Source organism: Microbacterium sp. BWT-B31, assembly GCF_041379855.1.
In the GTDB taxonomy this organism is placed as follows: domain Bacteria; phylum Actinomycetota; class Actinomycetes; order Actinomycetales; family Microbacteriaceae; genus Microbacterium.
Window position 1 is genome coordinate 36,582 of record NZ_JBFECU010000009.1, and the last position, 25,711, is coordinate 62,292.

Annotated in this window: 23 protein-coding genes; 9 read left to right on the forward strand and 14 right to left on the reverse strand. The window is 70.5% G+C overall.

The window, feature by feature from the left end; genetic code table 11:
- Positions 1–27: 27 nt before the first annotated feature.
- From AB1K54_RS10780 to dut, 3 genes are read right to left on the reverse strand one after another with little or no spacing between them, the layout of a single operon-like run.
- Positions 28–825: a DUF3159 domain-containing protein gene (locus tag AB1K54_RS10780; RefSeq protein WP_371202751.1), complete on the reverse strand. Its 798-nt coding sequence runs from the start codon at positions 823–825 to the stop codon at positions 28–30.
- Positions 822–1,418, reverse strand: a complete 597-nt coding sequence (locus AB1K54_RS10785; protein WP_371202752.1) for a DUF3710 domain-containing protein — start codon at positions 1,416–1,418, stop codon at positions 822–824. Before AB1K54_RS10785 ends, AB1K54_RS10780 begins: the two co-directional genes overlap by 4 nt.
- Entirely contained in the window at positions 1,415–1,867 is a 453-nt protein-coding gene (gene dut / locus AB1K54_RS10790) for a dUTP diphosphatase (protein WP_371202753.1), read from the reverse strand. The genes AB1K54_RS10785 and dut overlap by 4 nt, the downstream gene beginning before the upstream one ends.
- A 12-nt stretch (positions 1,868–1,879) precedes the next feature.
- Between dut and AB1K54_RS10795 the strand changes: the two genes are divergently transcribed.
- Positions 1,880–2,380: a DUF3093 family protein gene (locus tag AB1K54_RS10795; RefSeq protein WP_371202754.1), complete on the forward strand. Its 501-nt coding sequence runs from the start codon at positions 1,880–1,882 to the stop codon at positions 2,378–2,380.
- Here the strand turns inward: AB1K54_RS10795 and AB1K54_RS10800 are convergent.
- Positions 2,355–2,648: a DUF4193 domain-containing protein gene (locus AB1K54_RS10800; RefSeq protein WP_371202755.1), complete on the reverse strand. Its 294-nt coding sequence runs from the start codon at positions 2,646–2,648 to the stop codon at positions 2,355–2,357. The genes AB1K54_RS10795 and AB1K54_RS10800 overlap by 26 nt on opposite strands.
- Before the next feature lie 199 nt (positions 2,649–2,847).
- Between AB1K54_RS10800 and sepH the strand changes: the two genes are divergently transcribed.
- A complete protein-coding gene (sepH, locus tag AB1K54_RS10805; RefSeq protein ID WP_371202756.1) occupies positions 2,848–3,924 on the forward strand; it encodes a septation protein SepH in 1,077 nt (358 codons plus the stop codon).
- Positions 3,925–3,936: 12 nt separating this feature from the next.
- On the opposite strand, the gene AB1K54_RS10810 is transcribed toward sepH, so the two are convergent.
- Positions 3,937–5,106, reverse strand: coding sequence for an alkaline phosphatase family protein (locus AB1K54_RS10810; protein WP_371202757.1), 1,170 nt, complete (start codon positions 5,104–5,106; stop codon positions 3,937–3,939).
- A 65-nt stretch (positions 5,107–5,171) separates the two neighbouring features.
- On the opposite strand from AB1K54_RS10810, the gene AB1K54_RS10815 reads away from it, so the two are divergent.
- The gene (locus AB1K54_RS10815) at positions 5,172–7,634 is read left to right on the forward strand and encodes a DNA topoisomerase (ATP-hydrolyzing) subunit A (RefSeq protein ID WP_371202758.1); all 2,463 of its coding nucleotides are present in this window, start codon (positions 5,172–5,174) and stop codon (positions 7,632–7,634) included.
- A 12-nt stretch (positions 7,635–7,646) separates the two neighbouring features.
- Here the strand turns inward: AB1K54_RS10815 and AB1K54_RS10820 are convergent, their stop codons facing one another.
- Positions 7,647–9,716 carry a type IIA DNA topoisomerase subunit B gene (locus AB1K54_RS10820; protein ID WP_371202759.1) on the reverse strand — a complete coding sequence of 690 codons (2,070 nt, stop codon included), beginning with the start codon at positions 9,714–9,716 and terminating at the stop codon, positions 7,647–7,649.
- 168 nt (positions 9,717–9,884) lie between these two features.
- Here AB1K54_RS10820 and AB1K54_RS10825 point away from each other — a divergent pair, with 168 nt between their 5' ends.
- A complete protein-coding gene (locus AB1K54_RS10825; protein ID WP_371202760.1) occupies positions 9,885–10,109 on the forward strand; it encodes a hypothetical protein in 225 nt (74 codons plus the stop codon).
- 19 nt (positions 10,110–10,128) lie between these two features.
- Here the strand turns inward: AB1K54_RS10825 and AB1K54_RS10830 are convergent, their stop codons facing one another.
- From AB1K54_RS10830 to AB1K54_RS10855, 6 genes are all read right to left on the reverse strand, one after another.
- Positions 10,129–11,169 (reverse strand): alanine racemase, encoded by a 1,041-nt coding sequence (locus AB1K54_RS10830; RefSeq protein ID WP_371202761.1) that lies wholly within the window; start codon positions 11,167–11,169, stop codon positions 10,129–10,131.
- Positions 11,166–11,888 carry an alanine racemase C-terminal domain-containing protein gene (locus tag AB1K54_RS10835; protein WP_371202762.1) on the reverse strand — a complete coding sequence of 241 codons (723 nt, stop codon included), beginning with the start codon at positions 11,886–11,888 and terminating at the stop codon, positions 11,166–11,168. The genes AB1K54_RS10830 and AB1K54_RS10835 overlap by 4 nt, the downstream gene beginning before the upstream one ends.
- Positions 11,889–12,003: 115 nt before the next feature.
- Positions 12,004–12,759: a hypothetical protein gene (locus AB1K54_RS10840; RefSeq protein WP_371202763.1), complete on the reverse strand. Its 756-nt coding sequence runs from the start codon at positions 12,757–12,759 to the stop codon at positions 12,004–12,006.
- Positions 12,756–14,063: a MurT ligase domain-containing protein gene (locus AB1K54_RS10845; protein WP_371202764.1), complete on the reverse strand. Its 1,308-nt coding sequence runs from the start codon at positions 14,061–14,063 to the stop codon at positions 12,756–12,758. The genes AB1K54_RS10840 and AB1K54_RS10845 overlap by 4 nt, the downstream gene beginning before the upstream one ends.
- On the reverse strand, positions 14,060–15,427 hold the full coding sequence (locus AB1K54_RS10850; protein WP_371202765.1) for an RNA polymerase sigma factor: 1,368 nt from the start codon (positions 15,425–15,427) through the stop codon (positions 14,060–14,062). The genes AB1K54_RS10845 and AB1K54_RS10850 overlap by 4 nt, the downstream gene beginning before the upstream one ends.
- A 231-nt stretch (positions 15,428–15,658) precedes the next feature.
- Positions 15,659–16,579, reverse strand: coding sequence for a proteasome assembly chaperone family protein (locus AB1K54_RS10855; protein ID WP_371202766.1), 921 nt, complete (start codon positions 16,577–16,579; stop codon positions 15,659–15,661).
- A gap of 83 nt (positions 16,580–16,662) precedes the next feature.
- Here AB1K54_RS10855 and AB1K54_RS10860 point away from each other — a divergent pair, with 83 nt between their 5' ends.
- From AB1K54_RS10860 to sucB, 3 genes are all read left to right on the forward strand, one after another.
- A complete protein-coding gene (locus AB1K54_RS10860) occupies positions 16,663–18,132 on the forward strand; it encodes a leucyl aminopeptidase (RefSeq protein WP_371202767.1) in 1,470 nt (489 codons plus the stop codon).
- Entirely contained in the window at positions 18,132–19,505 is a 1,374-nt protein-coding gene (gene lpdA / locus AB1K54_RS10865; protein WP_371202768.1) for a dihydrolipoyl dehydrogenase, read from the forward strand. The genes AB1K54_RS10860 and lpdA overlap by 1 nt, the downstream gene beginning before the upstream one ends.
- Positions 19,506–19,569: 64 nt before the next feature.
- Positions 19,570–21,309, forward strand: coding sequence for a 2-oxoglutarate dehydrogenase, E2 component, dihydrolipoamide succinyltransferase (gene sucB, locus AB1K54_RS10870; RefSeq protein WP_371202769.1), 1,740 nt, complete (start codon positions 19,570–19,572; stop codon positions 21,307–21,309).
- 254 nt (positions 21,310–21,563) lie between these two features.
- Here the strand turns inward: sucB and AB1K54_RS10875 are convergent, their stop codons facing one another.
- Entirely contained in the window at positions 21,564–22,919 is a 1,356-nt protein-coding gene (locus AB1K54_RS10875) for a hypothetical protein (protein WP_371202770.1), read from the reverse strand.
- A gap of 123 nt (positions 22,920–23,042) precedes the next feature.
- Between AB1K54_RS10875 and AB1K54_RS10880 the strand changes: the two genes are divergently transcribed.
- On the forward strand, positions 23,043–23,753 hold the full coding sequence (locus AB1K54_RS10880; protein ID WP_371202771.1) for a DUF4191 family protein: 711 nt from the start codon (positions 23,043–23,045) through the stop codon (positions 23,751–23,753).
- A gap of 4 nt (positions 23,754–23,757) precedes the next feature.
- On the opposite strand, the gene AB1K54_RS10885 is transcribed toward AB1K54_RS10880, so the two are convergent.
- Positions 23,758–24,156: an RDD family protein gene (locus AB1K54_RS10885; RefSeq protein ID WP_371202772.1), complete on the reverse strand. Its 399-nt coding sequence runs from the start codon at positions 24,154–24,156 to the stop codon at positions 23,758–23,760.
- Positions 24,157–24,284: 128 nt separating this feature from the next.
- On the opposite strand from AB1K54_RS10885, the gene glnA reads away from it, so the two are divergent.
- Positions 24,285–25,709, forward strand: coding sequence for a type I glutamate--ammonia ligase (gene glnA / locus AB1K54_RS10890; protein WP_371202773.1), 1,425 nt, complete (start codon positions 24,285–24,287; stop codon positions 25,707–25,709).
- The last annotated feature ends 2 nt before the right edge of the window (positions 25,710–25,711 follow it).

Genomic DNA, 25,711 nt, shown 5'->3' on the forward strand with positions numbered 1-25,711 from the left:
ATTTATCTTGATGTCAAGATAAATGTATCACTCCGGGGCAGGCTCGGACGGCCCCTCGGAGGCCTTCGGATACAGCGCTCGCGCGGCGAGCCAGGTCACCGCGACAAGCGGTGCGAACAGCGGCAACCCCATGATCAGCTTGTAGGTTCCGAGTGTCGCGGCAGTCGCCCCCGTCAGGTACAGCGGGAACTGCACGGCCAGCCGCGCGTAGAACAGCGCCGCCCACGCGATCGCGAGCCAGAAGAACACACGCCGCTTGCGGCGATCCTTCCGCCACGCCGTGCCCTCGTTCATCAAGAAGCCGGCCGCCAGGCCGATCAGCGACCACCCGATCAGCGCCGAGACCAGGAAGGCGGTGCCGTATAGCGCGTTCGTGAGGAAGCCGAGGATGAAGTTGTCTTGACCACGGCCGGTGACAAGGGCCAGCGCCGCGGCGACCGCCGTCGCGACGAGCCCGCCCAACGCCGCCGACACCGTCGAGCGCTGCACGAGCCGCACGAGGGTGAAAACCGCCGCGATCCCGACCGAGAGCCCGAGCGACAGCCAGAGATTGCCCTGCCCGCTCGCGGGATCCATCGTGAGCGTGAAGGCCACGATGAACACCAGGCCCGGCAGCACAGACTCCAAGATGCCGCGCCAGCCGCCCATCGCCGCCCACACGACGTGGTGGGTCGGGGCATCGGCGGCGGGGTCGAGTCCCGCCTTGCGCGCGGCGGCGCCCAGTGCGGCGCCGACCAGATCGGATGCCGACGGGGCGTCGGAGCCGACGGGGTCGGAGCCGTCGCGGCGCGCAGCCGCCTCGGCGGGGTCGTTGGACCCGCTCATGCCGAGCCCGGCGTCGCGGGCATCTTCAGCGGGATGAGGTCGCGCGGGGGCATGGGCGCCGAGCCGCGCACGACGACGATCGAGCGGAAGAGGTCCTCGACCTTGGCCGCCGCCTCGACGTCGACCGCCGCCGCGCCGCCGATCACGCCGCGCAGGAACCAGCGCGGGCCGTCCACACCGACGAAGCGCGCGATGCGCTTGCCCGCGGTGCCTTCGGCTCCGGCGATGACGGGCACCTCGGCGAGCAGCTCCGGCCCCAGCGGGCCCTCGCGCTCCTCGACGCGACCGCCCTGCTGGCGGATCTGACCGCGGATCTGCTCGCGCGTCTCGTCCCACAGCCCGGCGTTGCGGGGGGCGGCGAACGGCTGCACCTGCAGCGTCGAGTCCGCGTAGTCGAGGCCGACGGCGACGATGCGCTTGGTCTGCTCCTCGACCTCCAGCCGCAGGTTCAGTCCTTCGCGCGGCAGGACCTTGATGCCGCCGAGATCGATGTAGGGGCGCACCGGGTTCGCCTCGGACTCGTCGAAGGGACCCGAGGTCTCCCGATCGTCCGGTGCGACCTTCTCGGCCTCTGGGGGCATGGCGTCGCTCATGCGGGGACTCCGTCCTTCTGGTAGCCGGTCGAGCCGAAGCCGCCTTCGCCGCGCACGCTTTCGGGCAGCGTGTCGACCGGGATGAATGTGGCCCGCGGCACGGGCATGACGATGAGCTGCGCGATGCGATCCCCGACGGCGACCTCGTAGGAGTTCTCGGCATCGGTGTTCAGCAGGGCGACCTTGATCTCGCCGCGGTACCCGGCGTCGACCGTGCCCGGCGCGTTGACGATCGTGATGCCGTGCCGGGCGGCCAGGCCGCTGCGCGGCACCACGAAGGCGACGTAGCCCTCCGGGAGCGCGATCCGCACTCCGGTCCCCACCAGGGCGCGCTGGCCCGGTGCGAGCCTCGCGGGCTCGGCTGCGACGAGATCGGCGCCCGCGTCGCCGGGGTGCGCGTACACCGGAACCTCGGCAGCGATAATGGGGATGTCAACCGTTTCAGCCACGCATCGAGGGTAATGCAGATACCGTCCGCCCATGTCGGCGCCCGTCCCGCAGTCACGACCTACCGAGAGCGCCTCAGCCCGTCGCTGTGGGCGATCGTGGCCGCAGCGGTCTGCGCGCCCATGGCCGCGCTCGTCCTCACGCCGATCGACACGACCCTCGCTCTCCTGGTCGGAGTCGCCGTCGGGGTGGGCGTCGTGGCGGCGATGGTCTTCGCCTCGCCCGTCGTCGAGGTGCGCGACGGCGAGCTGCGCGCCGGCCGGGCGCACATCGACCTCGAGTGGCTCGCGAACCCGCGGGCGCTCACGGCCGACGCGGCGCGGACCGCGCGCGGCGCAGAGCTCCACCCCCGGTCGTGGCATCTCATCCGCGGCGGGATCGACGGGATCGTCGTGGTGGACGTGACCGATCCCGACGATCCGGCGCCGTCCTGGGTGCTCTCGTCGAGGACGCCGGATCGTCTGGCGTCGGCCGTGCGGCGTGCCGCTGCTACGCAGCGCACTCCACGCAGATAGGGCCGTCGGCGCCGTCGTGGTCGAGCTGCGAGCGGTGCTTCACGAGGAAGCAGTTGACGCAGGTGAACTCGTCCTCCTGCGGCGGAAGCACGACGACGTCGAGCTCGAGGTCGGACAGATCTGCGCCGGGCAGTTCGAAACCACCGGGGTTGTCGGCATCCTCCGCATCGACCGAGCCCGACAGCTTGTCGGGCACGCGCTCCTTGAGAGCCTCGATCGACTCGCTGTCGTCCTCAGACTTGCGGGGTGCGTCGTAGTCGGTTGCCATGCGTGAACGTCTCAACTTCCGGTGAATGCGGGGTGCTGCCTGTGCGGGCGGCCCATAGTTTGCACTACTGCGCGGTTTTTAGCAAATGTGATCGCTGTATGCGTTCGCGTGAAACTCGCGGCACGCGCCGGATATTCCCGCCGCCCGGCAACGCCTGTGTCAGCATGGGTTCCACCGCGGATCGGAGAGGCGTCTTTCCATGGAACAGCTCAAAGTCATCGGAACCGAGGACGACGCGCTCGTCCTCGCCACCGAGTCAGGCGAGCGCTTCACGCTCCCGGTCGACGACGCGCTGCGCTTCGAGCTGCGCAGGACGCGCCGTGACCGTGCGCCGGAGCCCCGTGTCTCGAAGGCGTCCCCTCGCGAGATCCAGATGCACATCCGCGCCGGACTCTCTGCCGAAGAGGTCGCGAGCCTGCTCGGGGCGAAGGTCGAGGACATCGCCCGGTACGAGGGCCCTGTTCTCGCTGAGCGTGAGCACATCGTCGGCCAGGCGCTGGCAGTTCCGGTGCTGATGGGGGGCGAACTGGAGCAGGACGCACTGCCGACCTTCGGCGCCGCCGTGCGCGCGAAGCTCACCGAGGCGGGTGCGACCGGCGAGCGCTGGACGAGCTGGAAGGAACCGACCGGCTGGATCGTGAAGCTCGAGTTCTCGGCGAACGAGGTCGCCCATGACGCCCGCTGGAGCTTCGACCCGCGCCGTACGATTCTCTCGCCGCTCAACGCGGATGCCGTTCAGCTCTCGCGCCAGGGATCGCTGCCCGATGGCCTCATACCCCGGCTGAGGGCGCTCGAGACGGTTCCCCCGCGCGACGACACGCGCTTCGACAGCGGCGCCTTCGGCCCGCGGCGTCCTCCCGAGGCCGACATGGCGTCGCCCGAGCTTCCCGCGCCGGTCGCACCCGCCGTGCAGCAGGCGGCGATCAAGCGTGCGACCGAGCCCGTCGTGACCTCCGCCGAGACTGCGGATCTGCTCGAGGCGCTGCGTCGTCGCCGCGGGCAGCGCGAGCCGTTCCCGGGCATCGACGAAGTTCCGTCGACGCCGACATCGAAGAGCCCCGTGGCTCTGTTCGATGCGCTCGAGCCCGGCTACGACGACACGATCGTCGAGGCGCCCGCCGGTGAGCAGCCGGCCACCCCCGCGCGGCACGAGCCGGCGCCGTCCTCGCTGCGGCTCGACCCTGCGCCGACGACCGAGGGGGCGGGTCGGCGCAAGGGCCGTGCGGCGATGCCGTCCTGGGACGAGATCGTGTTCGGAGCGCGCACCGACGACTGAGCGCGCCGCGATTCAGCGGCGAGCGAACACGCCCATCCCGATGAGCGGGACCACGCGCTCCTCGTCGGTGAGCGATCCGTGCTGGCCCACCATCTTCTGCGGCGCCTTGTCGTCGAGACGATCGTCGTAGTAGGCGATGCCGGCCCGTGCTGCGACGAGCACGTCGCCGATGCGCGGCAGCACCTCGGAGTCGACCGGGCCGAAGAGCCCGGCCCCGACGGCCTCATCTCGAGACACCACCCACGACCTGCCCGCCTCGGATTCCTGCCACACGTCGAGCACGCGCTGCGCGCTTCCGCGCTCGGCATACAGGTGTAGCATCCGCGGCTCTCCGCCGATATGGCGCACCCCCTCCACCAGCGGACTCGACGCGTTCAGCAGGACATGCCGGTGGCGAGGAACGTCGATCATGCCGTGGTCGGCCGTCAGCACAGCGCCGGTGCCCGGCGCGAGCGCCGTAGAGAGGCGCTGGGCCGCGGCATCCACCCGCTCGAGCCCGGCCGCCCACTCGTCGGACTCCCACCCGTGCTTGTGCCCGATGACGTCGAGGTCGGGCACGTAGAGGTAGACCAGAGCGCCGGGATGCCGGGCGGCGAGCTCGGCCGCGCGCTCGACGCGTGCCGACAGATCGTCCTCGCCGACGAACGCCGCCCCGCGCATCGTCGCGAGCGTGAACCCCGTGCCGGCGTACTGCCGCTTCGTGACGACGAAGACCGGACGGCCCGCGGCGCCCTCCGCCGCGAGGATCGGCTCGGCGCGCTGCCACGCGTAGGGGTCGAGCCCGTCGGTGTCCCACCCGCGCAGCTGGTTCAGCACGCGATCGGTCTCGGGCTCCAGCGCCCGGTAGCCGACGATGCCGTGCCTCCCCGGCCTCAGCCCGGTGAGCAGGCTCGTGAGGGCCGAGGCCGTCGTCGACGGGAAGACGGTGCGCGCGGCGTCCTTCTTGGCCCGGATCGAGGCGAGGAACCGGGCGTGACCCGTCCGCGCGCCGAGGTTGTGGGCGCCCAGCCCGTCGACGACGCACACGATCGCGCTCGTCGCGGGTTCGAACCACGCCGGATCGGCGGCCACGTCCGCGGCGCCGTTCGCCCCGGAACCGCGCCGCAGCGAGTCGAGCAGCTGCGGCAGGAGCCCCGCGAGGCTCCGGGCTGAGGGCGGGTCCGCCGGTAGGCTGGTGGGCATCGGGGTCAGTCTCGCACACCCGCGCACACGATCCCTCCTGACACCACCCGAGGCCGAGAACGTCCATGCCCGCATCCCGCTCCGAGTCCATCCCCGCCGAACACGGCCGCATCGAAGACGTCGATGTCACGTCCGAGATGCAGGGGTCCTTCCTCGAGTACGCGTACTCGGTGATCTACTCGCGAGCCCTCCCCGATGCGCGCGACGGGCTCAAGCCCGTCCAGCGGCGCATCCTGTACCAGATGGCCGACATGGGCCTGCGACCCGACCGGGGACACGTCAAGAGCGCGCGCGTGGTCGGCGAGGTGATGGGAAAGCTGCACCCGCACGGTGACGCGGCGATCTACGACGCGCTCGTGCGCCTCGCCCAGCCCTTCTCGCTGCGGGTGCCGCTCGTCGACGGCCACGGCAACTTCGGCTCGCTCGACGACGGCCCCGCGGCCCCGCGGTACACCGAGGCGCGCCTCGCACCGGCCGCCCTCGCCCTCACCGAGAACCTCGACGAGGACGTCGTCGACTTCATCCCGAACTACGACGGGCAGTTCCAGCAGCCCGAGGTGCTCGCGGCGGCCTTCCCGAACCTGCTCGTCAACGGCGCGGCGGGCATCGCGGTCGGCATGGCCACGAACATGGCGCCGCACAACCTCATCGAAGTCGTCGCGGCCGCGAACCATCTGCTCGAGCACCCCGAGGCCACCGTCGAAGAGCTGATGGAGTTCGTCCCCGGCCCCGACCTTCCCTCGGGCGGCGTGATCGTCGGCCTGGACGGCATCAAAGATGCCTACGCCAACGGCCGCGGCACGTTCCGCACGCGTGCCAAGGTCTCGATCGAGTCGCTCGGCCCGCGCCGCACCGGGCTCGTGGTCACCGAGCTGCCGTATCTCGTCGGTCCCGAGCGGATCATCGAGAAGATCAAGGACGCCGTCAACGCCAAGAAGCTCCAGGGCATCTCGGACGTCACCGATCTGAGCGACCGCCACCACGGGCTGCGTCTCGTCATCGGCATCAAGACCGGATTCGACCCGCAGGCCGTGCTCGAGCACCTGTATCGCCTCACCCCGCTCGAGGACTCGTTCGGCATCAACAACGTCGCCCTCGTGGGCGGCCAGCCGCAGACGCTCGGCCTGAAGCAGATGCTGCGCGTCTACCTCGATCACCGCATCCAGGTCGTCACGCGCCGCAGCCGCTTCCGGCTCGCACGCCGCCGAGAGCGCCTGCACCTGGTCGAGGGACTGCTCATCGCGATCCTCGACATCGACGAGGTCATCCAGGTCATCCGCACATCCGACGACGGCGAGCAGGCGCGCACGCGCCTCATGTCGGTGTTCGACCTGTCCGAGCTGCAGGCGGAGTACATCCTCGAGCTGCGTCTGCGCAGGCTCACCAAGTTCTCGCGCATCGAACTCGAGCGCGAGCAGGACGAGCTGCGCAAAGAGATCGCCCGGCTCGAAGAGCTCCTCGCGAGCGACGCCCTGGTGCGCGCCCAGGTGGCGCGCGAACTCGACGCCGCAGCCGAGGCCCACGGCACGCCGCGGCGCACGCTCCTGCTCAACGGCGGGCCCGTCCAGCCCCGCTCGCGCGCCGCCGCCGCCCCTGCCCAGCTGCAGATCGCCGACTCCCCGTGCCGTGTGTTCCTGTCCGCATCGGGCCGTATGGTGAGGGCTGAGACGGCGGCGGATGCTCCGAACGGCGGCGTCGTCACGCCCTCGCGACGCTCCAAGCACGACGCGATCCGCTCCGCGGTCGAGGGCACCACGCGCGGCGATCTCGGCGCAGTCACGAACACGGGTCGCCTGATCCGGTTCTCGCCCGTCGACCTGCCCTCGGTGCCCGGCAACTCCGTGCAGCTGGCCGCCGGTACGCGCGCCGACCAGTACCTCGGCCTCACCGGCGCGGAGCACGTCGTCGCGCTGGTGCCGCTCACCGCCGAGCCCCCGTTCGCGATCGGCACCGCCCAGGGCGTCGTCAAGCGCGTCGCGGCGTCCGAGATCGCGAACAAGCACGATGTCGAGGTGATCGCCCTGAAGGAGGGCGACAGTGTGGTCGGCGCAGCCTCCGCTCCCGACGGCGCAGAGCTCGTGTTCGTCGCGAGCGACGCGCAGCTGCTCCGCTTCGACGCCGCGTCGGTGCGCCCGCAGGGGCGCGCGGCGGGCGGCATGGCCGGCATCCGCGTCACTCCGGGCGAGCGGGTCGTGTTCTTCGGGGTCGTGGGGGCAGAGGCATCCGCCGACGCCGTCGTGGTGACCATCGCCGGAAGCTCGCAGGCGATCGCCGGGGCCGACGCGGGCGCGGGCAAGGTGTCGTCGTTCGATGAGTTCCCGCCGAAGGGCCGCGCCACCGGCGGCGTGCGCGCTCAGCGGTTCCTGAAGGGCGAGGACACCCTCACCCTCGCGTGGGTCGGCGACGAGCCGCGCGCGATCGGCGCGGACGGCTCGGTGCGCACGCTGCCGGCCCCGGGTGCGAAGCGGGATGCCTCGGGTCAGCCGCTCGACGGCGTCGTGGCTGCGGTCGGCACCGTGGTGCGCTGACCGCGCGCGCCGTCAGGCGTCGATCCGCTCGCGGTCGAGGCGCGCGCTGGAGTCGATGATGAACTCGCGGCGCGGGGCGACCTCGTTGCCCATGAGCAGTTCGAAGACGGATGCCGCGGCCTCGGCATCCGGCAGCTGCACGCGTCGCAGCGTGCGGCCCGCGCGGTCCATCGTGGTTGTGGCGAGCTGGTCGGCGTCCATCTCGCCGAGGCCCTTGTAGCGCTGGATCGGCTCGTGCCAGCGCTTGCCCGCCTTCGTCAGCTTCGCGAGGAGGGCGTGGAGTTCCTGCTCGGAGTACGTGTAGATCGTGTCGTTGGGCTTGGAGCCGGGGTTCACGACGATCACGCGATGCAGCGGCGGCACCGCCGCGTACACACGGCCCGCCTCGATCAGCGGGCGCATGTAGCGGAAGAACAGGGTCAGCAGCAGCGTGCGGATGTGGGCGCCGTCGACGTCGGCGTCGCTCATCAGGATGATCTTGCCGTAGCGGGCGGCGTCGAGATCGAACGTGCGCCCCGAGCCGGCGCCGATCACCTGGATGATCGCGGCGCACTCGGCGTTGGAGAGCATGTCGCTGATCGAGGCCTTCTGCACGTTGAGGATCTTGCCGCGGATCGGCAGCAGCGCCTGGTACTCGCTGCTGCGCGCGGCGCGGGCGGTGCCCAGGGCCGAATCGCCCTCGACGATGAACAGCTCGGAGTCGGCGACGTCGTTCGAGCGGCAGTCCACGAGCTTCGCGGGCAGCGACGAGGACTCCAGGGCGTTCTTGCGACGCTGGGTCTCTTTGTGCGCGCGCGCCGAGATGCGCGCCTTCATCTCGGCGACGATCTTGTCGAGCAGCATCGCGGTCTGGGCCTTGTCGTCGCGCTTGGTCGACGCGAAGCGCTCGCCCAGCGCCTTCGCGACGACGTTCGAGACGATGGTGCGCACCGCGGGGGTGCCCAGCACCTCTTTCGTCTGCCCCTCGAACTGCGGCTCGGGAAGCCGCACGGTCAGCACGACGGTGAGCCCGGCGAGGATGTCGTCCTTCTCGATCTTGTCGGTGCCCACCTTGAGCCGCCGCGCGTTCTGATCGATCTGAGTGCGCAGCACCTTCATGAGCCCCTGCTCGAAGCCCTGCTGATGCGTGCCGCCCTTGGGCGTGGCGATGATGTTCACGAACGAGCGCTGCACCGTCTCGTACCCGGTGCCCCACCGCACGGCGATGTCGACCACGCACTCGCGCTGCACCTCGGTGGGAACCATGTGCCCGTTGGCCTGGAGCACCGGGACGGTCTCGGTGAAGGTGCCCGTGCCGGTCAGCCTCCAGGTGTCGGTGACGGATGCGTCGGGCGCGAGGTAGTCCGCGAACTCCGAGATGCCGCCATCGAACCGGTAGCTGGTCTCGCTCGACTCGTCGCCGCGCTCGTCGCGGATGACGATCTCGAGGCCGGGCACGAGGAAAGCGGTCTGGCGGGCGCGCTGCTCGAGTTCTTCGAGGTTGAACGCCGCGTCTTTCGTGAAGATCTGGCGGTCGGCCCAATAGCGGATGCGCGTGCCGGTGAGCGCCTTGGCGGTCTTGCCGACCACGCGCAGTTCGCTGCTGGACTCGAACGGTGTGAAGACCGAGTCGGGCGAGCCGTTCGCGAAGACGCCGGGCTCACCGCGATGGAACGACATCGCCCACGTCTTGCCGTCGCGGTCCACCTCGACGTCGAGCCGTTCCGAGAGCGCGTTGACGACCGAGGCGCCCACGCCGTGCAGACCGCCGGATGCCGCGTACGACCCACCGCCGAACTTGCCGCCGGCGTGGAGCTTCGTGAACACGACCTCGACACCGGACAGGCCTGTGCGCGGCTCGATGTCGACCGGGATGCCGCGTGCGCGGTCGCGCACCTCGACGCTTCCGTCGGCGTGCAGCACGATGTCGATTCGACTGCCGAAACCGCCGAGAGCCTCGTCGACCGAGTTGTCGATGATCTCCCACAGGCAGTGCATGAGACCGCGCGAGTCCGTCGAGCCGATGTACATGCCCGGGCGCTTGCGGACCGCTTCGAGCCCCTCGAGCACTTGGAGGTGATGGGCGGAGTACTCGGAAGTCATAATCCTCAAGGCTAACCTCCGCGTCCGACACGCCGTGCCCGACACGCATCTGCGCGGCACCGGTACGCGGTGAGCGAAATGTGATCGGTTTGCGGCATTCTCGAAACAAAGCCGTGGTTGTATCTGAGGACCGGTACGTGAGTTCTACGCATACGAGGAGGCACTGAGATGAGCACGATATCGACACCGACTGAGGCCACTGCCGTCCTCGAGTACCGACTCACCGCCACGGATCGCTGCGATTCGTGCGGCGCCCAGGCCTACATCTCCGCCGAGGTCAACGGCAGCGAGCTGCTGTTCTGCGCACACCACGGCCGCAAGTACGAACAGAAGCTTCGCGCCGTCGCCACCAACTGGCACGACGAGACCTCGCGACTGACGGCTTCGGCCTGAGTCAGCCTCCGAGGCCGAGTCAGCCTCCGACGTAGACCCGCCGCACCGTGGGCGAGACCCGCAGTGCGATCTCTTCCCCGATCGTCCCGATCTGCTCGGCGAGGTCGGTCGCGCTCGAGTGCGCGTTCCCGCCGTGAACTGCGACCCACTCCCCCGCCGCGGCGTCCGCCCACGGCTCGACCCGCGACTGCCGGTCGTCGATCCGCAGCACGCGACGCTCACCCTCCGGCGTCGCCACCGTGAAGCGTCCGGCGAGCGTCGACGGCAGTCCGTCCAGGGCTCCGATGCCGAGGACGACGGCGTCCGGCTCCACGCCGACGACGGGCACCGAAAGGGTCGCGATGGGGCGGATGCCGAGAGCGTCATCGCCCGGTCCGCCCGCGGGACGGATGCCGTAGCAGAACGCCCCGATGCGGCACATGTCGTAGCGGAACTCCGCGCGTTCGAACGAGGCGGCGCTCGCGGCGAGGTGCCGTAGCCGCGGCCGCAGCCCCGCTGCCTCCGCCTCGGCCACGGCGCGGTCGAAGGCCGCGCGGGCCGCGTCGTCTTCTTCATCGGATGCCTCGGCGATGTGGCTCCAGATGCCGACGACCTCGATCGCCCCCGCCGACTCGAGTTCGGCCGCCCGCGTGACGAACGCTCCCCACTCTTCGGGCCGCACGCCGTTGCGGTGCAGGCCCGAGTCGATCTTGAGGTGCACCCGCACCGGCCGCTCGCCCGCGCGCGCCGCGATCTCTTCGAGGAGCGCCGCGTCGCCGACCCCGAGGTCGAAGTCGAAGTCCACGACGTCGCCGAGATCCTGCGCGCCGAACGCGAGCCACACGAACACGCGCGCCTCGGCGCCGATCGCCGCGCGGACCGCGCGGCCCGTCGGCACATCCAGCGCGCCGAACCAGCGCACGCCCTCAGCCCACGCCCGTGTGACCAGCGGCGGCAGGCCGTGCGCGTACGCGTCGTCCTTCACGACGAACATCAGCTCGGCGGGCGCGATCCGCGTGCGCGCGGCGTGCAGGTTGGCGGCGAACACGTCGAGGTCGACGGTCAGGATGCCCCGGCTCATGCGTCCTCCCTCCGAACGCGCGCCCCGACGGCGGTGACGATCTCCCCCACGGTGAGTCCGGTCAGCTCCGCCCATTCGCGCACGGCGGGCTCCCCTGCTTCCGGATCCCCGAAGAACACCACCTCGTCGCCCCGGCCGGCCGCGGCATCCGCGATGTCGACGACGCACACGTCCATCGCGACCCGCCCCACGATCGGATGCGTGCCGCCCGCCACGCGCACCCGCGCGCGCCCGCCGAGCGAGCGGACGACGCCCTGCGCGTAGCCGCCGGTGACGAGCGCGACGCGCGTGTCGTGGGTCGCGCGATGCGCGTACCCGTACGACACGCCTTCCCCGGCTCTGAGCGGCTTCACGCCGAGCACGGTGCCCGCCAGGCGCATGACGGGGGCGGAGAGGTCTGCGAGACCGAAGAGCGTGGCCGCGTCGATCGTCGCACGGCCGGACGTCACGATGCGCAGGCCCCCGGGCGCGGCATCCGGCATCGCGAGCGACGCGCTCTCGTCCACGATCGCCGTCTCCACTCCCGCCCGCGCCAGCGTGGCAGCGCACCCGAGCGCGCCGTGGCCGAGGGCGTCGTCGCGCAGATCGACCACGCGCGAGCCGCGGGGCAGCCCGTCGACGAGACGTTGCGCATTGCGCAGGAGCGCGGGGTGCGAGATGCGAACCCGAGGCACGCTGTCCGTGCGCGCGGGAGTGCGCTCAGAGAAAGACGGGCTCACCCCTCCAGCCTATCGGCGCGCTCTTTGCTGCCCACCGTCGTGGGGACTTCACAACTCATGCCGGCGAAGAGGACCCACTGCTCAGGCTCGAACACCGCGGGGGTCGGGTTCGGGGTCAGATGCCGATGCTGTTGTAGGTCTGCGTGGCGCGGGACTCGATCGCGGCGCGCGCCTCCTGCGCGAACGCGTCCAGCTGTGCGTGCGCTTCTGAGGGCTCGTACGTCGTTCCGCGCGCGTCGGCGACGGTCGCCAGGATCTGGTCGGCCAGCGCCGGGTTCAGCGGCAGCAGCGGACCCTGCACGCGCAGCGCGTAGGCGTTGCTCACGCGCACGCCCTCGCCGCGGGGGCCGCCCGACGACGGCTCGATCGTGCCCTTTCCGTGGATCACCCGCGCGAAGGCCTGGACGCCGGGGTCCGGCAGCCAGACCGACGAGTGGTCCTCGAAGCCCGCCAGGCGGATGCCGGCGGCCTCGGCGACCACGTACCCCACACGTCGCTCGTTGCGGCGCTCGACGCGCAGCGGCAGGACGCCGAGCCCCGCGAGCGAGCCCTCGGCGCCTGAGATCTCGTGGCCGAGCAACTCGGCGCCGCCACCGATCGCGAGCAGCGCGCCACCCGCGGCGATGTGCGCCGACAGCGCGTCGGTGTGCCGGCGCGCATCGGCCGCCACTGAGCGCAGCGCCGAGAGCGGGCCGTTGCCGATCACGATGACGTCAGCGGCGGGAAGCTCGTCACCGGGCTCTACGAGGACGACGTCGACGTCAAGACCCGCGCGCTGGGCGCGGATCCGCAGCACGTCGACGTTGCCGCGGTCACCTGTCACGCCCAGGAGCTCGGGGTAGAGCTGGGCGATCGTGATGCGAGCGGTCATCGGCGTGCCACCTCCTGGTCGCCGTGGCCCAGCAGGCGGCGGCCGATCATCATCAGTTCGTAGTTGACGAACCAGGTCTGCCGACCCGATGCGGTCTCGGGGAAGCGCCGCATCAGCTCGACCGCCTTCTCGATGTCAGGCTCGACCGTGCCGATCGGGATGCCGGCGTACGCGATGCGCGTGGCCAGCTGGTACGCCTTCTCACCCGTGATCACATCGACGTGGTCGAACGCGTCGAAATCGACGTCGTACAGCCACGACACGTCGGGTGTTCCCTCGTCGATCGCCAGCAGCAGCCGCTCGGGCGCGGCATCCAGCGCGTCGAGATTGAGCTGCAGGCTGGGCCCGTTCTTGAACATCACGAACTCGACCTGCTCGTCGCCGGCCGGACGCAGCGGAAGCACCTCGCCACGCCCGTAGGCGGGCTTCATCGTCGCGAAACCCCGCACCGCGGCATCCGAACGGAAATCATCGCCGAGAACCTGCTGCGTCGCGGCGAGAGCGGCCGCGGCATCCACCGCGTAGTGAAGCCCGCGCGCCGGGGTCGTGAAATCCAGCGAGGCGTCGCCGAGAGCGACCGTCACGCGGTTGCCGGCGGATGCCACCACCTCGGAGTGTGCGGGGCGTTCCTTGGTGCCGGCCACGCCGCTGCGAGTGTCGACGGCGTTCGCAAGCCCGTGCGCCGAGCGCGCCAGCAGGTCGGCGGACACGCCGAAGAACGTCAGCGGGGCCTTCAGCGTCGCGTCGTCGATCTTGCTGAGATACGGATCGTCGCGGTTGATCACGACGCTCTTCGTCGCACGAGTCGACGTGTCGAGCATCATGTCTGCGACACGCTCGGTCTCGAAGAACCGGTAGAGCTGGTCGACCTGCACGTTCAGCGACACCACGACCGACGGGGCGAAGACGTCGGCGAGCTCGGCCGCGTAGCCCTCGTCGACCTCGAGCACCGCGACATCGGCGCGCACGCGACCGGTGATCGTGCCGTCGGCCAGCAGAGCGCTCGTGATGCCCTGCGGGAGGTTCGCGCCGGTCGGGTTCGTGAAGACCTTCAGTCCGTGCGCGCGCAGGATCTCGCTGATCATGTGCGTCGTCGTGGTCTTGCCGTTGGAGCCGAGCACGAACACCACGCCGCGCGGGAACCCACGGGCGATATCGGGCAGCAGTGACGGCGCGAGACGGTTCGTGAGGTACCCGGGAAACGCCGAGCCGCCGCCGCGCAGTCGCGTGGCCGCCCGTGCCGCCTTTCCTGCGAGTACCGCAGGAAGGTAACGAACTCGCGCGATGCCTGTGCGGCCGCTCACTCGAGGTAGTCCCGCAGGGACTGCGAACGCGACGGGTGACGGAGCTTGGCCATCGTCTTGGACTCGATCTGGCGGATCCGCTCGCGGGTCACGCCGAATGTGTCGCCGATCTGGTCGAGGGTCTTCGGCTGGCCGTCGCCGAGACCGAAGCGCATGCGGATCACGCCCGCCTCCCGCTCGCTGAGCGAGTCCAGCAGCGACTCGAGCTGACGCTGCAGCATCGTGAAGCCGACCGCGTCGGCCGGAACGACCGCCTCGGTGTCCTCGATGAGGTCGCCGAACTCGCTGTCGCCGTCCTCGCCCAGGGGCGTGTGCAGCGAGATCGGCTCACGGCCGTACTTCTGCACCTCGATGACCTTCTCGGGGGTCATGTCCAGCTCGCGGCTGAGCTCTTCGGGCGTGGGCTCGCGGCCCAGGTCCTGGAGCATCTGTCGCTGCACGCGCGCGAGCTTGTTGATGACCTCGACCATGTGCACCGGGATGCGGATCGTGCGGGCCTGGTCGGCCATCGCTCGGGTGATGGCCTGGCGGATCCACCACGTGGCGTACGTCGAGAACTTGAAGCCCTTGGTGTAGTCGAACTTCTCGACCGCGCGGATCAGGCCGAGGTTGCCCTCTTGGATGAGGTCGAGGAACTGCATGCCGCGACCGGTGTAGCGTTTGGCGAGCGAGACGACCAGCCGCAGGTTCGCGCCGAGGAGGTGCGACTTCGCGCGCTGCCCGTCACGGGCGACCCACTGCAGATCGAGTCCGAGCTGCGACGACTTCTCGGCCGCCGACATGTGCGAGAGCTTCTCTTCGGCGAACAGTCCCGCCTCGATCCGCATCGCGAGCTCGACCTCTTCGGCCGCGTTCAGCAGCGGCACTTTGCCGATCTGCTTCAGGTAGTCCTTGACGGGGTCGGCCGTCGCGCCGGTGATCTGGGTCGAGTAGACGGGGATGTCGTCCTCGTCGCTCGACGAGATGACGATCGCGCCCGTGGGAAGCGGGTCGGTGAAGGCCGCCGGCTTCTCTTCGTCTTCTTCTTCGTCGTCGGGCGTCTCCGCCTCGGGCTCCTCGGGCGCCTTCGCCCCGCGACGCCCCGCGGGGCGCGCGGGCGCCTCGTCGTCGGCCTCGTCGGCCGCCTCGTCGAGGTCGGCGATGTCCACCTCGTCGTCGAGTTCGACGTCTTCTTCGTCCGTCTCGGCCTTCTTGGGCGCGGCCTTCTTCGGGGCGGCCTTCTTGGGCGCGGCCTTCGCTGCGGCGGTTTTGCCCGCTGCTGTCGAGCGCGCGCGCGGCTTCGTCGTCACGTCGTCCTGCTCTTCAGCCGTCGGCTCGGCGCTCTTCGCGGCCGAGCGTGCCTTCGTGCCTGTCCCTGCGGTCACGGTTCGCCCTTTCACTGGCGGCGGGTGTCTCTCGCCCCCCGGTCGATTTCGGACACTAGTAAGACCCTTGTCAAGTCCCCCGGCCGGGCCCATGGTGCGCGGTAGGGAATGACAACGGGTCAGAGTATCTATTGTCGCACACTCGCCCGTGCGCTAAGCACGAACGCGACAGCTTAAGAGAACACCGGGCGGATGGCGAGAATTCCTGATCGCGTGGTCGACGTGAACCGCCTACGCCCGCTTGTCGTCGTCGCTGCTCGGCCGGGTCGCGAGGAATCGCTCGAGCTCGGCGGCGAGTTCGTCCGCGCTGGGCAGATCACCGGTGTGGATGATGGGCGTCGCATGGGTCGAGCCCGCCATGTAGGCGTCGTAGCGCTCCTCGAGGCCCTGCAGCATGCGCGACAGTTCGTCGTTGCCCGACACCTGCTCCTCGACCCGCAGGAGGTACTCGCGGTTCTCTTCGCGCAGCTCGTCGCCGGCGAAGACGAGACCGGTCGCGACGGTGAGGCTGTCGAGCGCCGCGAGCGTCGCCGCCGGGAACTCGGTGTCGCCGAGATAGTGCGGGATCAACAGCACGAAGCCGGCCACGGATGCCCCAGATTCGGCGAACCGCAGCTCGAGCAGGTGCCCCGCCGTGGCCGGCACCTGCGTGTGCGGCTTCCACACCGAGTGCGCCTCGGTGAGGTCGCCCCGCGTGCCGCTGACGGTGGTGCCGATCGGGCGCGTGTGCGGGACCGGCATCGGGATGGCATGCACCCACGTCACGGTCGACACCGCGTAGGCGCGCGCGAATTCGAGGACGGCCTCGGCGAAGGCATCCCACATGAAGTCCGGCTCGTAGCCGGCCAGCACCAGGAACGGCTGACCCAGCGCGTCGTGCGCGAGCGAGAGCTCGAGGCGGGAGGGCCGGTAGTCGGTCAGGTGGTCCGTGTCGAACGACACGATGGGGCGGCGGGCCCGGTAATCCAGCAGCACGTCGTTCGAGAACACCGCGAGCGGCGTCGGGTCGAGAACGTCGCGCACGTACCCGATCAGCCCGCTCACGGCGCCGCCGGCGTCGGTGAAACCCGTCAGCGCGATCACGAGCGGAAGCCCCGAAGGCACGGGCGGCGCCGATGCGCTGCTTTCGAACAGGGGAACGGACCACGGCATGACTCCATGCTACGAGCCACGCGGGCACCGGCGACGGCGCGAGAAGCGCCGAGAGCGAACATGCCCTCCCTAGGATGGGTGCCATGGCGTACCCCGACCTCGAGTACCGCACCGATCCGATTCGAGACACCGACGCAGACGCGATCCTGCTGGCACTGCCGCCGCTCGACGACGAACAGCTCGCCGACTGGCCGGGACTGCGCGACGCGCTGCTGGCCGTGGGGTTCACCGGCTCCCCCTCCTCGTTCGTGCGGGTCGCCGCTCCGCAGGCGACCGAGCGGCCGCTCGCGGTGGTGGGACTCGGCTCGAATCCGGATGCCTCGGCCCTCCGCGACGCCGTCGGCACCGGCATCCGCACGCTGACCGGGTTCTCGACGGTCGCCGTCTCGGCCCCGACGACCGACCCCGCCCTGTGGCGGGCAGCCGCCGAAGGCGCGACGCTGGGCGGCTACCGCTTCGACGGCTACAAGACCGAGGCGCCCAAGCCGCGCGCGGCGAAAGTGGTCGTGCACGGCACCGCCGAGGCTGCGGAGGCCGAGATTGCGGCGGTCGTCGCCGAGGCCGACGCGGTCGCGCTGGTGAAGGATCTCGTCACCACGCCCGCGCAGTGGCTGGGCCCGGCCGACCTCGCCGATCGAGCGGCGGCGTCCGTCGAGGGGCTGCCGGTCACCGTCGAGGTCTTCGACGAGATCGCGCTCGAGGAGGGCGGCTTCGGCGGCATCCTCGGCGTCGGGCAGGGCTCGGACCGCCCGCCGCGCCTCGTGCGCCTGGCCTACTCCCCCGCGGGCGCCACCCGCCACGTCGCCCTCGTCGGCAAGGGCATCACCTTCGACACCGGCGGGCTCTCGCTCAAGCCCGCGGCCGGCATGGTCGGCATGAAGTACGACATGGCGGGCGCTGCGACCGTGCTGAGCGTGCTGCGCGCGGTGGCGACCGTCGGCGCACCCGTCAAGGTGACCGCATGGATGTGCATCGCCGACAACATGCCCTCGGGGCGTGCGACCCGGCCCGGCGACGTGCTGCGGATCGCCGACGGCTCCACCGTCGAGGTCCTCAACACCGATGCCGAGGGCCGGCTGGTGCTCGCCGATGGTCTGGTGGCGGCCAGCCGCGAGCATCCGGATGTCATCGTCGACGTCGCGACCCTCACCGGCGCGATCACGATCGCCCTCGGCACGCGACACGCCGGGGTCATGGGCGACGACGCCGCCGTCGCCGAATACCTCGCCGCCGCGCGCGCGACCGGCGAGTTCGCGTGGCAGCTTCCCCTGCCCGACCACATGGTCGAAGAGCTCGACTCGCCCATCGCCGACCTGCAGAACGCCAAGATCGGCGACCCGGCCGGCGGATCGCTGTTCGCGGGACTGTTCCTGCGCCACTTCGTGGGACGCACATCCGACGACGCGGACGCGCCGCGGATCCCCTGGGTGCATCTGGACATCGCCGGGGTCGGCATGCACAAGGGCGGCGGGTTCGGCTTCACCGACAAGGGCCCGACCGCCGCGACGGTGCGCTCGCTCATCCGGTTCGTCACCGCGGTCGAGGAGGCCTGATGGCCGAGCACACGTTCGACCTGGTCGTCCTCGGCGGCGGAAGCGGCGGCTACGCGGCGGCCCTGCGCGCTGCCGAGCTCGGCAGGAGCGTCGCCCTGATCGAGAAGGACAAGGTCGGCGGCACGTGCCTGCACCGCGGCTGCATCCCGACGAAGGCGCTGTTGCACGCCGCCGAGGTGGCCGACACGGCTCGGGATGCCTCGGCCATCGGCATCCGCGCGACGCTCGACGGAATCGACCCCGACGGTGTGCGCGCGTACCGCGAGGGCATCGTCGCGAAGAAGTACAAGGGTCTCGCCGGGCTCATCAAGGCTCGCGGCATCACCGTGGTCTCCGGCACGGGAGCGCTCGAGGCGGGCCCGGCCGTCCGCGTCGGAGACGACCTGTACCGCGCGACAGACGTCGTGCTCGCGACCGGATCGCACACGCGGACGCTCCCGGGGCTCGAGATCGGCGGGCGCGTGCTCACGAGCGAGGAGGCGCTCGAGCTAGCGGAGGTGCCCTCGCGCGTCGTCATCATCGGCGGCGGGGTCATCGGCGTCGAGTTCGCGAGCATCTGGCACTCGTTCGGCGCAGAGGTGACCATCGTCGAGGCGCTCGACCGGCTGGTGCCGGGCGAGGATCCCGCGCTCAGCAAGGCGCTCGAGCGCGCCTTCCGCCGCAAGGGCATCGCGGCCAAGACGGGGGTGCGCTTCAGCGAGGTCCGGCAGACGTCCGACTCGGTCACCGTCACGCTCGAGGACGGCACGTCTCTCGACGCCGACTACGCGCTCGTCGCGGTCGGCCGGGGACCGGCCACTGCCGGCGCCGGCTTCGAAGCGGCGGGGGTCGGGCTCGATCGCGGCTTCGTCGTGACCGACGAGCGCCTGCGCACCTCCGTCCCGCACGTGTGGGCGGTGGGCGACATCGTCGCCGGGCTGCAGCTGGCCCATCGCGGGTTCCAGCAGGGCATCTTCGTCGCCGAGCAGATCGCGGGGCTCGATCCGGTGGTCGTGCCGGATGCCGTCATCCCGCGCATCACGTACTGCAGCCCCGAGGTCGCCTCGGTCGGGCTCACCGAGCCGCAGGCGGTCGCGACCCACGGCGCCGACAATGTCGTGTCGTACGAGTACAACCTCGCCGGGAACGGCCGCAGCGAGATCCTCGGCACCTCGGGGATCGTGAAGGCCGTCCGGCTCAAGGACGGCCCGCTGATCGGGCTCCACCTGATCGGCGATCGCGTGGGCGAGCTCATTACCGAAGGACAGCTGGCCGTCGCGTGGGAGGCCCACCCCGAAGACATCGCTCCGTACGTGCACGCGCACCCCACGCAGAGCGAGGCGATCGGCGAGGCTTTTCTCGCCCTCGCAGGCAAACCGCTTCACACTCTCTGAGATCGACCGCGCCGCGCGGTCACTAAGCTAGACGAGATACCCGCGTTCTGAAGGAGACAGTTTCATGAGCACTTCCGTGGTCCTCCCCGCGCTCGGCGAGAGCGTCACCGAGGGAACGGTCACCCGCTGGCTCAAGAAGGTCGGTGACAGCATCCAGGCCGACGAAGGTCTCCTCGAGATTTCGACCGACAAGGTCGACACCGAGATCCCTTCTCCGGTCAGCGGCATCATCGAAGAGATCCTCGTGCAGGAGGACGAGACCGTCGAGGTCGGCGCCGTGCTCGCGAAGATCGGCGACGGCTCCGGTCAGTCGACGGATGCCCCGGCCCCCGCCGCCGCAGAGCCCGAGGCCGCTCCCGCCCCGACCGAGACCGCTCCCGCTGTCGAGGCACCCGCCGCCGCCGCCGAGCAGCCCGCGTCGGGCGCATCCGCTTCGGCGGCCGATGGCAAGGACGTCGTGCTTCCCGAGCTCGGTGAGAGCGTGACCGAGGGCACAGTGACCCGCTGGCTCAAGAGCGTCGGCGACACCGTCGCCGTGGACGAGCCGCTCCTTGAGATCTCGACCGACAAGGTCGACACCGAGATCCCCTCCCCGTTCGCGGGCACCCTGCAGCAGATCTTCGTCCAGGAGGACGAGACGATCGCCGTCGGCTCGCCCCTCGCCCGCATCGGCGAAGGCGCCGCAGCCGCCGCACCGGCGGCCCCCGCCGCTCCCGCAGTGGCCCCCGCACCGGCAGCGGCTCCCGCACCGGCAGCGGCTCCCGCACCGGCAGCGGCTCCCGCACCGGCGGCGGCTCCTGCCGCCGCTCCCGCTCCGGCTCCGGCTGCTGCCGCGACGCCCGCACCTGCCGCCGCTCAGCCCGCACCGGGCGGTGGCGACGACGACGGTGTGCCGTATGTGACCCCCCTCGTGCGCCGCCTCGCCCAGCAGACCGGTGTCGATCTGAACAAGGTCAAGGGAACCGGCGTGGGTGGCCGCATCCGCAAGGAAGACGTCCTTCAGGCAGCGGCTCAGGTGGCCGCCCCCGCTCCTGCTGCGACCGCGGCCCCGGCTCCCACCGCCCAGCGCGCCCCGCTCGAGGTCTCGCCGCTGCGCGGCACGACCCAGCCGATGTCGCGTCTGCGCAAGGTGCTCGCCGAGCGTGCGGTCGCCTCGATGCAGGCGACGGCGCAGTTGACGACGGTCATCGAGGTCGACGTCACCAAGCTCGCGAACTACCGCGACGCGGTGAAGGCGGACTTCCTCACCAAGACCGGCGACAAGCTGTCGTTCCTGCCCTTCTTCGCGCTCGCGGCGGCCGAGGCCCTCCAGGCCTACCCCGTGATCAACTCGACAGTCGACGGCACGAACATCGTCTACCCGGCGAGCGAGAACCTCTCGATCGCCGTCGACACCGAGCGGGGCCTGCTCACGCCCGTGCTGCGCGACGCCGGTTCCAAGACGATCGCGACGATCGCGCACGAGATCGCCGACCTCGCCGCCCGCACCCGCGAGAACAAGCTCAAGCCCGACGAGCTCGCCGGCGGCACCTTCACGCTCACCAACACCGGTTCGCGCGGTGCGCTCTTCGACACGCCGGTCGTGTTCCTCCCGCAGTCGGCGATCCTCGGCACGGGTGTCGTCGTCAAGCGCCCGGGCGTCGTGTCGGTCGACGGCAAAGACGCGATCAGCGTCCGCTCGTACGTCTACCTCGCGCTGTCGTACGACCACCGCGTGATCGACGGCGCCGACGCGGCGCGCTTCCTCGGTGCGGTCAAGTCGCGCCTCGAAGAAGCCGCGTTCGGGGACCAGCTCGGAATCTGAGGCAGACAGTCCTCTCACAGCTGAGCCGCGGCGCCCACGGGTGCCGCGGCTCAGCCGTTTCATCGGCCTCCGCCGCGCCGGTGCGCTGCCGCGCGGGAAGGACGGGAAGAGGCTCGCAGCACCAGGCCTCTGCGCGCGCGGGTGCTCTACGGCACGCTCGCCGATCGACCGTCGGCGGAGCGCCTGCGAGTGGTCACGGTGGGGACGGCCGCGTGCGGCGCGTCTGAGCCGGCGTCCGCACGCCGCCGGCTTGCTCACTCCCGGTGCACGTCATACACATCGCGGATCAGCCATCCCGCGTCGACCTTGACGACCACCGCGAGCTGGGCGGCATCCGATCCGGTCACCTCGACGCGAAGGACGGCGACACCGCCGAACTCGTCGACGAGGGTGATCGTCCGCGCGTTCGCCGGGACGTCGATCGCGCCGACCGGCAGCGGCGACGAAGGATTCTCGACGAGGGCGGCGAGGCATTCGGTGTCGGCCTCGCAGGCGGAGCGCCGTGTGAGCAGCGCATCGAGCATGGCCGCGAGGTCGGATGCGGCGGACGCCGGCTCCGAAGCGGGTTCGGCGTGGTCGGCCTCCGCATCTGCCGCCGGCTCGCCCTCGACGTGGGCGTCGGCGGGTGCGGGCGGGGCCTCCGACTCCCCGTCCGCAGGAGCCTGCGTCGTCACGGGGTCTGCGGTGGCGGGCTGCTCTCCGCTCGTGGGCCACAGGACTCCCGCGACCACGACGACCGCCGCGAGCCCCGCGGCGATCAGCCAGGGCCGCCGTCGGCTCGCCGAGCCGGCGCTCACTCGGCGCGCGCGGCGCCAGAGATCGGTTCCGATGCGCGAGAGCGTGTCGGCGAACTCGCCGTCGAGGTGACGCAGGAGCGTCGTCAGCAGACCGGCCGGAGCGTCATCGATCACGGCGGCCGCCTCGCGCGTCCGCTCGGGGCGCACGTGCGCCGCATCGGCCGCGCGGCGCGCAGGCCGCGGGCCGAACACCGCCAACGCGAGCGGCTCGGGCGCAGCGCACCGAAAGAGCAGGCCCTCGCACTCCTCGAGGTCGGCCCGCGTCATGCGAGCGCCTCCGAGCACGTGCCGCGCACGCGCCACGGCGACGGTGAGCGGCTCGGAGGAGAGCTGCTCGAGCACCGCGACAGCGGCTTCGGCCGCGGTGTCCGCACCGGCCCCGCACGCGAACACAGGGCGACCGGCATCGGTGATCCACCAGCGCCCGCGGGTCGAGGTCTCATGCGCGAGTTCGCCCGCGCCGCGCAGGACACTCACCGCGAGCGTGACCGCCTCGCCGTCGGTGAGCGGCGCCCCCGCGTCTGCGCGCCGCCGGATGAAGGCATCGGCCGTCTCGCCGCAGACCGGCAGCGCCACCTCGTGCCCGCGCGATCGCCGGACGATGTCAAGGGCGGCGAGCACATGACCGTCGGGATCGGCACGCCACCCCGGCCACGCCGGGTCGAACCGCGTCGCGTCGACGAGCACCGTCGAGTCCCCCGAGTCGGTGCGCACGAGCGCCCCCGGCCACGGCGACTCGTCGCCGCCGGCCAGCACCCGGATAGGTCGGTAGGCCGAGGTGAGCGTCGCATCGGGGTCGGGAGCGGCATCCATTCTTCGATCGTCGCGCGCAGCGCGCTCCAGGCATGGCGTGTGGCGGCGCTCTGTGGACAACTCCGCCGCTTCCGCGCCTGGGGAGGAACAGAGCCCACGGCGGCGAAAGGTAGGCTTGTGCACATGGCCGCCCGCACCACCGCACCTGAGAAGCGCCCCGGATTCTTCCGCCAGCTGACCACCCTCTTCACCTTCACGAAGAAGGCATTCCCCTGGCTTCCGTGGCTGCTCGTCGGCATCCTTCTCGTGGGCATCGGCCTCGGCCTGCTGGTCGGCTTCCTCATCCCGTCGCCCACCTGGTGGAGTGTCCTGCTGTGGTCGATCACCGGCCTCATGCTGGGCATCCTCGCCTCGCTCATCACCATGACGCGCCTGTCGACCGTCGCGATGTACCGGCAGATCGACGGGATGCCGGGCGCGGCAGGCCACGTCATGTCGACCTCGCTCGGCCGCAAGTGGCAGTCCGGCGACATGCCCGTCGGGATCAACCCCAAGACCCAGGAGGCGGTCTACCGCGCGATCGGGCGCGGTGGCGTCGTCATCGTCGGCGAAGGCGCGCGCGGCCGGCTGACCCGACTCGTGAACGACGAGCGGTCGAAGGTGCAGCGCGTGGCGTCCGGCGTGCCGATCCACGTGTTCTACATCGGCCACGGCGAAGACGAGGTGCCGATCTCGAAGCTCGCCTCGACCATCAAGGGCCTGCCGAACAAGATCGACAACTCGACCATGGCCGCCGTCATCAAGCGCGTCGACTCCGTCTCGCAGTCGCTGACGTCACTTCCGATCCCGAAGGGCATCGACCCGACCAAGGCGCGCGCCCCGCGCCCGCGCTGAGCGGTCAGGCCCGGACGAGGATCGTCCCCGCGGCCTTGTCGTGAAGCCCGCGCTGGTCGGCGTCCCAGATGACCGCCGGGATCACGACCACCAGCAGCGCCGTGCGGACGATGGGGCGCCACAGACCCACCCACGCGCCGTCGAGGCGCGTGAGCTTCAGCCCGACGATGCGATGTCCCGGGCTCCCCTGCAGCGTGGGCAGGAACACGAGTTGGATCGCCGCGAAGATCACCAGGATCGCGAGCGGATCCCACCCGAAGAAGCCCGAGATCAGGTACGCGGCGCCGTAGTCGATGAACAGCGCCCCGACACGGCGACCCAGACGCGCGATCGAGCCGCTGCCTTCGCGGGGACGCCCCAGTCGTTCACCGGGATAGGACGAGTCGACAGGGGTCTCGGGCACGTGCTAAGCCTAATCTGGACCACGTAACACCCCCGAAACACGGGGGATACTGACGAGCAATCCCCTGTCGATAGCGTCGTCTTGCGCCCGCGGGCGCGGTTCCCGAATGCCCTACCTCTGGAGTCTCCATGTTCAGTGATTCATCCGAGGTGCTCAAGTACATCAAGGACGAGGACGTCAAGTTCCTCGACATCCGCTTCACGGATCTGCCTGGTGTGCAGCAGCACTTCAACATCCCCGCTTCGACCGTCGACGAAGAGTTCTTCACGGTCGGGCAGTTGTTCGACGGCTCCTCGATCCGGGGCTTCGCGAACATCCACGAGTCCGACATGCAGCTCATCCCCGACGTGTCGACGGCCTACCTCGACCCGTTCCGCGAGGCGAAGACGCTCATCATGGTCTTCGACATCTACAACCCGCGCAACGGCGAGATCTACGCGAAGGACCCGCGCCAGGTCGCCAAGAAGGCCGAGAAGTATCTCGCGTCGACCGGCATCGCCGACACCGCGTTCTTCGCCCCCGAGGCCGAGTTCTACATCTTCGACGACGTGCGTTACGAGGTGAAGCAGAACTCGAGCTTCTATCACGTCGACTCCGAAGAGGGCGCGTGGAACTCCGGCCGCGTCGAAGAGGGGGGCAACCTCGCGAACAAGACTCCGTACAAGGGCGGCTACTTCCCGGTCTCACCGGTCGACAAGCAGGCGGACCTGCGTGACGACATCAGCCTGCGCCTCATCGAGGCGGGTCTCATCCTCGAGCGGGCGCACCACGAGGTGGGCACGGGCGGCCAGGCCGAGATCAACTACCGCTTCGACACGATGGTGCACGCGGCAGACGACATCCTGAAGTTCAAGTACATCGTCAAGAACACCGCCCTCGAGTGGGGCAAGGTCGCGACCTTCATGCCCAAGCCCCTGTTCGGCGACAACGGCTCGGGCATGCACACGCACCAGTCGCTGTGGCTCGACGGCGCGCCCCTCTTCTACGACGAGAAGGGCTACGGCGGGCTCTCCGACATCGCGCGCTGGTACATCGGCGGCATCCTCGCCCACGCCCCGGCGCTGCTGGCGTTCACGAACCCGACGCTCAACTCCTACAAGCGCCTGGTGAAGGGCTACGAGGCCCCGGTCAACCTGGTCTACTCGGCCGGCAACCGCTCGGCGGCCATTCGCATTCCGATCACCGGATCGAACCCGAAGGCCAAGCGCATCGAGTTCCGTGCCCCGGATGCCTCGGGCAACCCCTATCTCGCCTTCGCGGCGCAGCTCATGGCCGGCCTCGACGGCATCCAGAACCGCATCGAGCCGCATGAGCCGGTCGACAAGGACCTCTACGAGCTTCCCCCCGAGGAGGCGAAGAACATCCCGCAGGTTCCCAACTCGCTGCTCGACTCGCTCGAGGCGCTGCGCGCCGACAACGAGTTCCTGACCAAGGGCAACGTGTTCACGCCTGAGCTCATCGAGACGTGGATCGAGTACAAGATCGAGAACGAGATCAAGCCGATCTCGGCCCGTCCGCACCCGTTCGAGTACGAGCTGTACTTCGGCGTCTGACG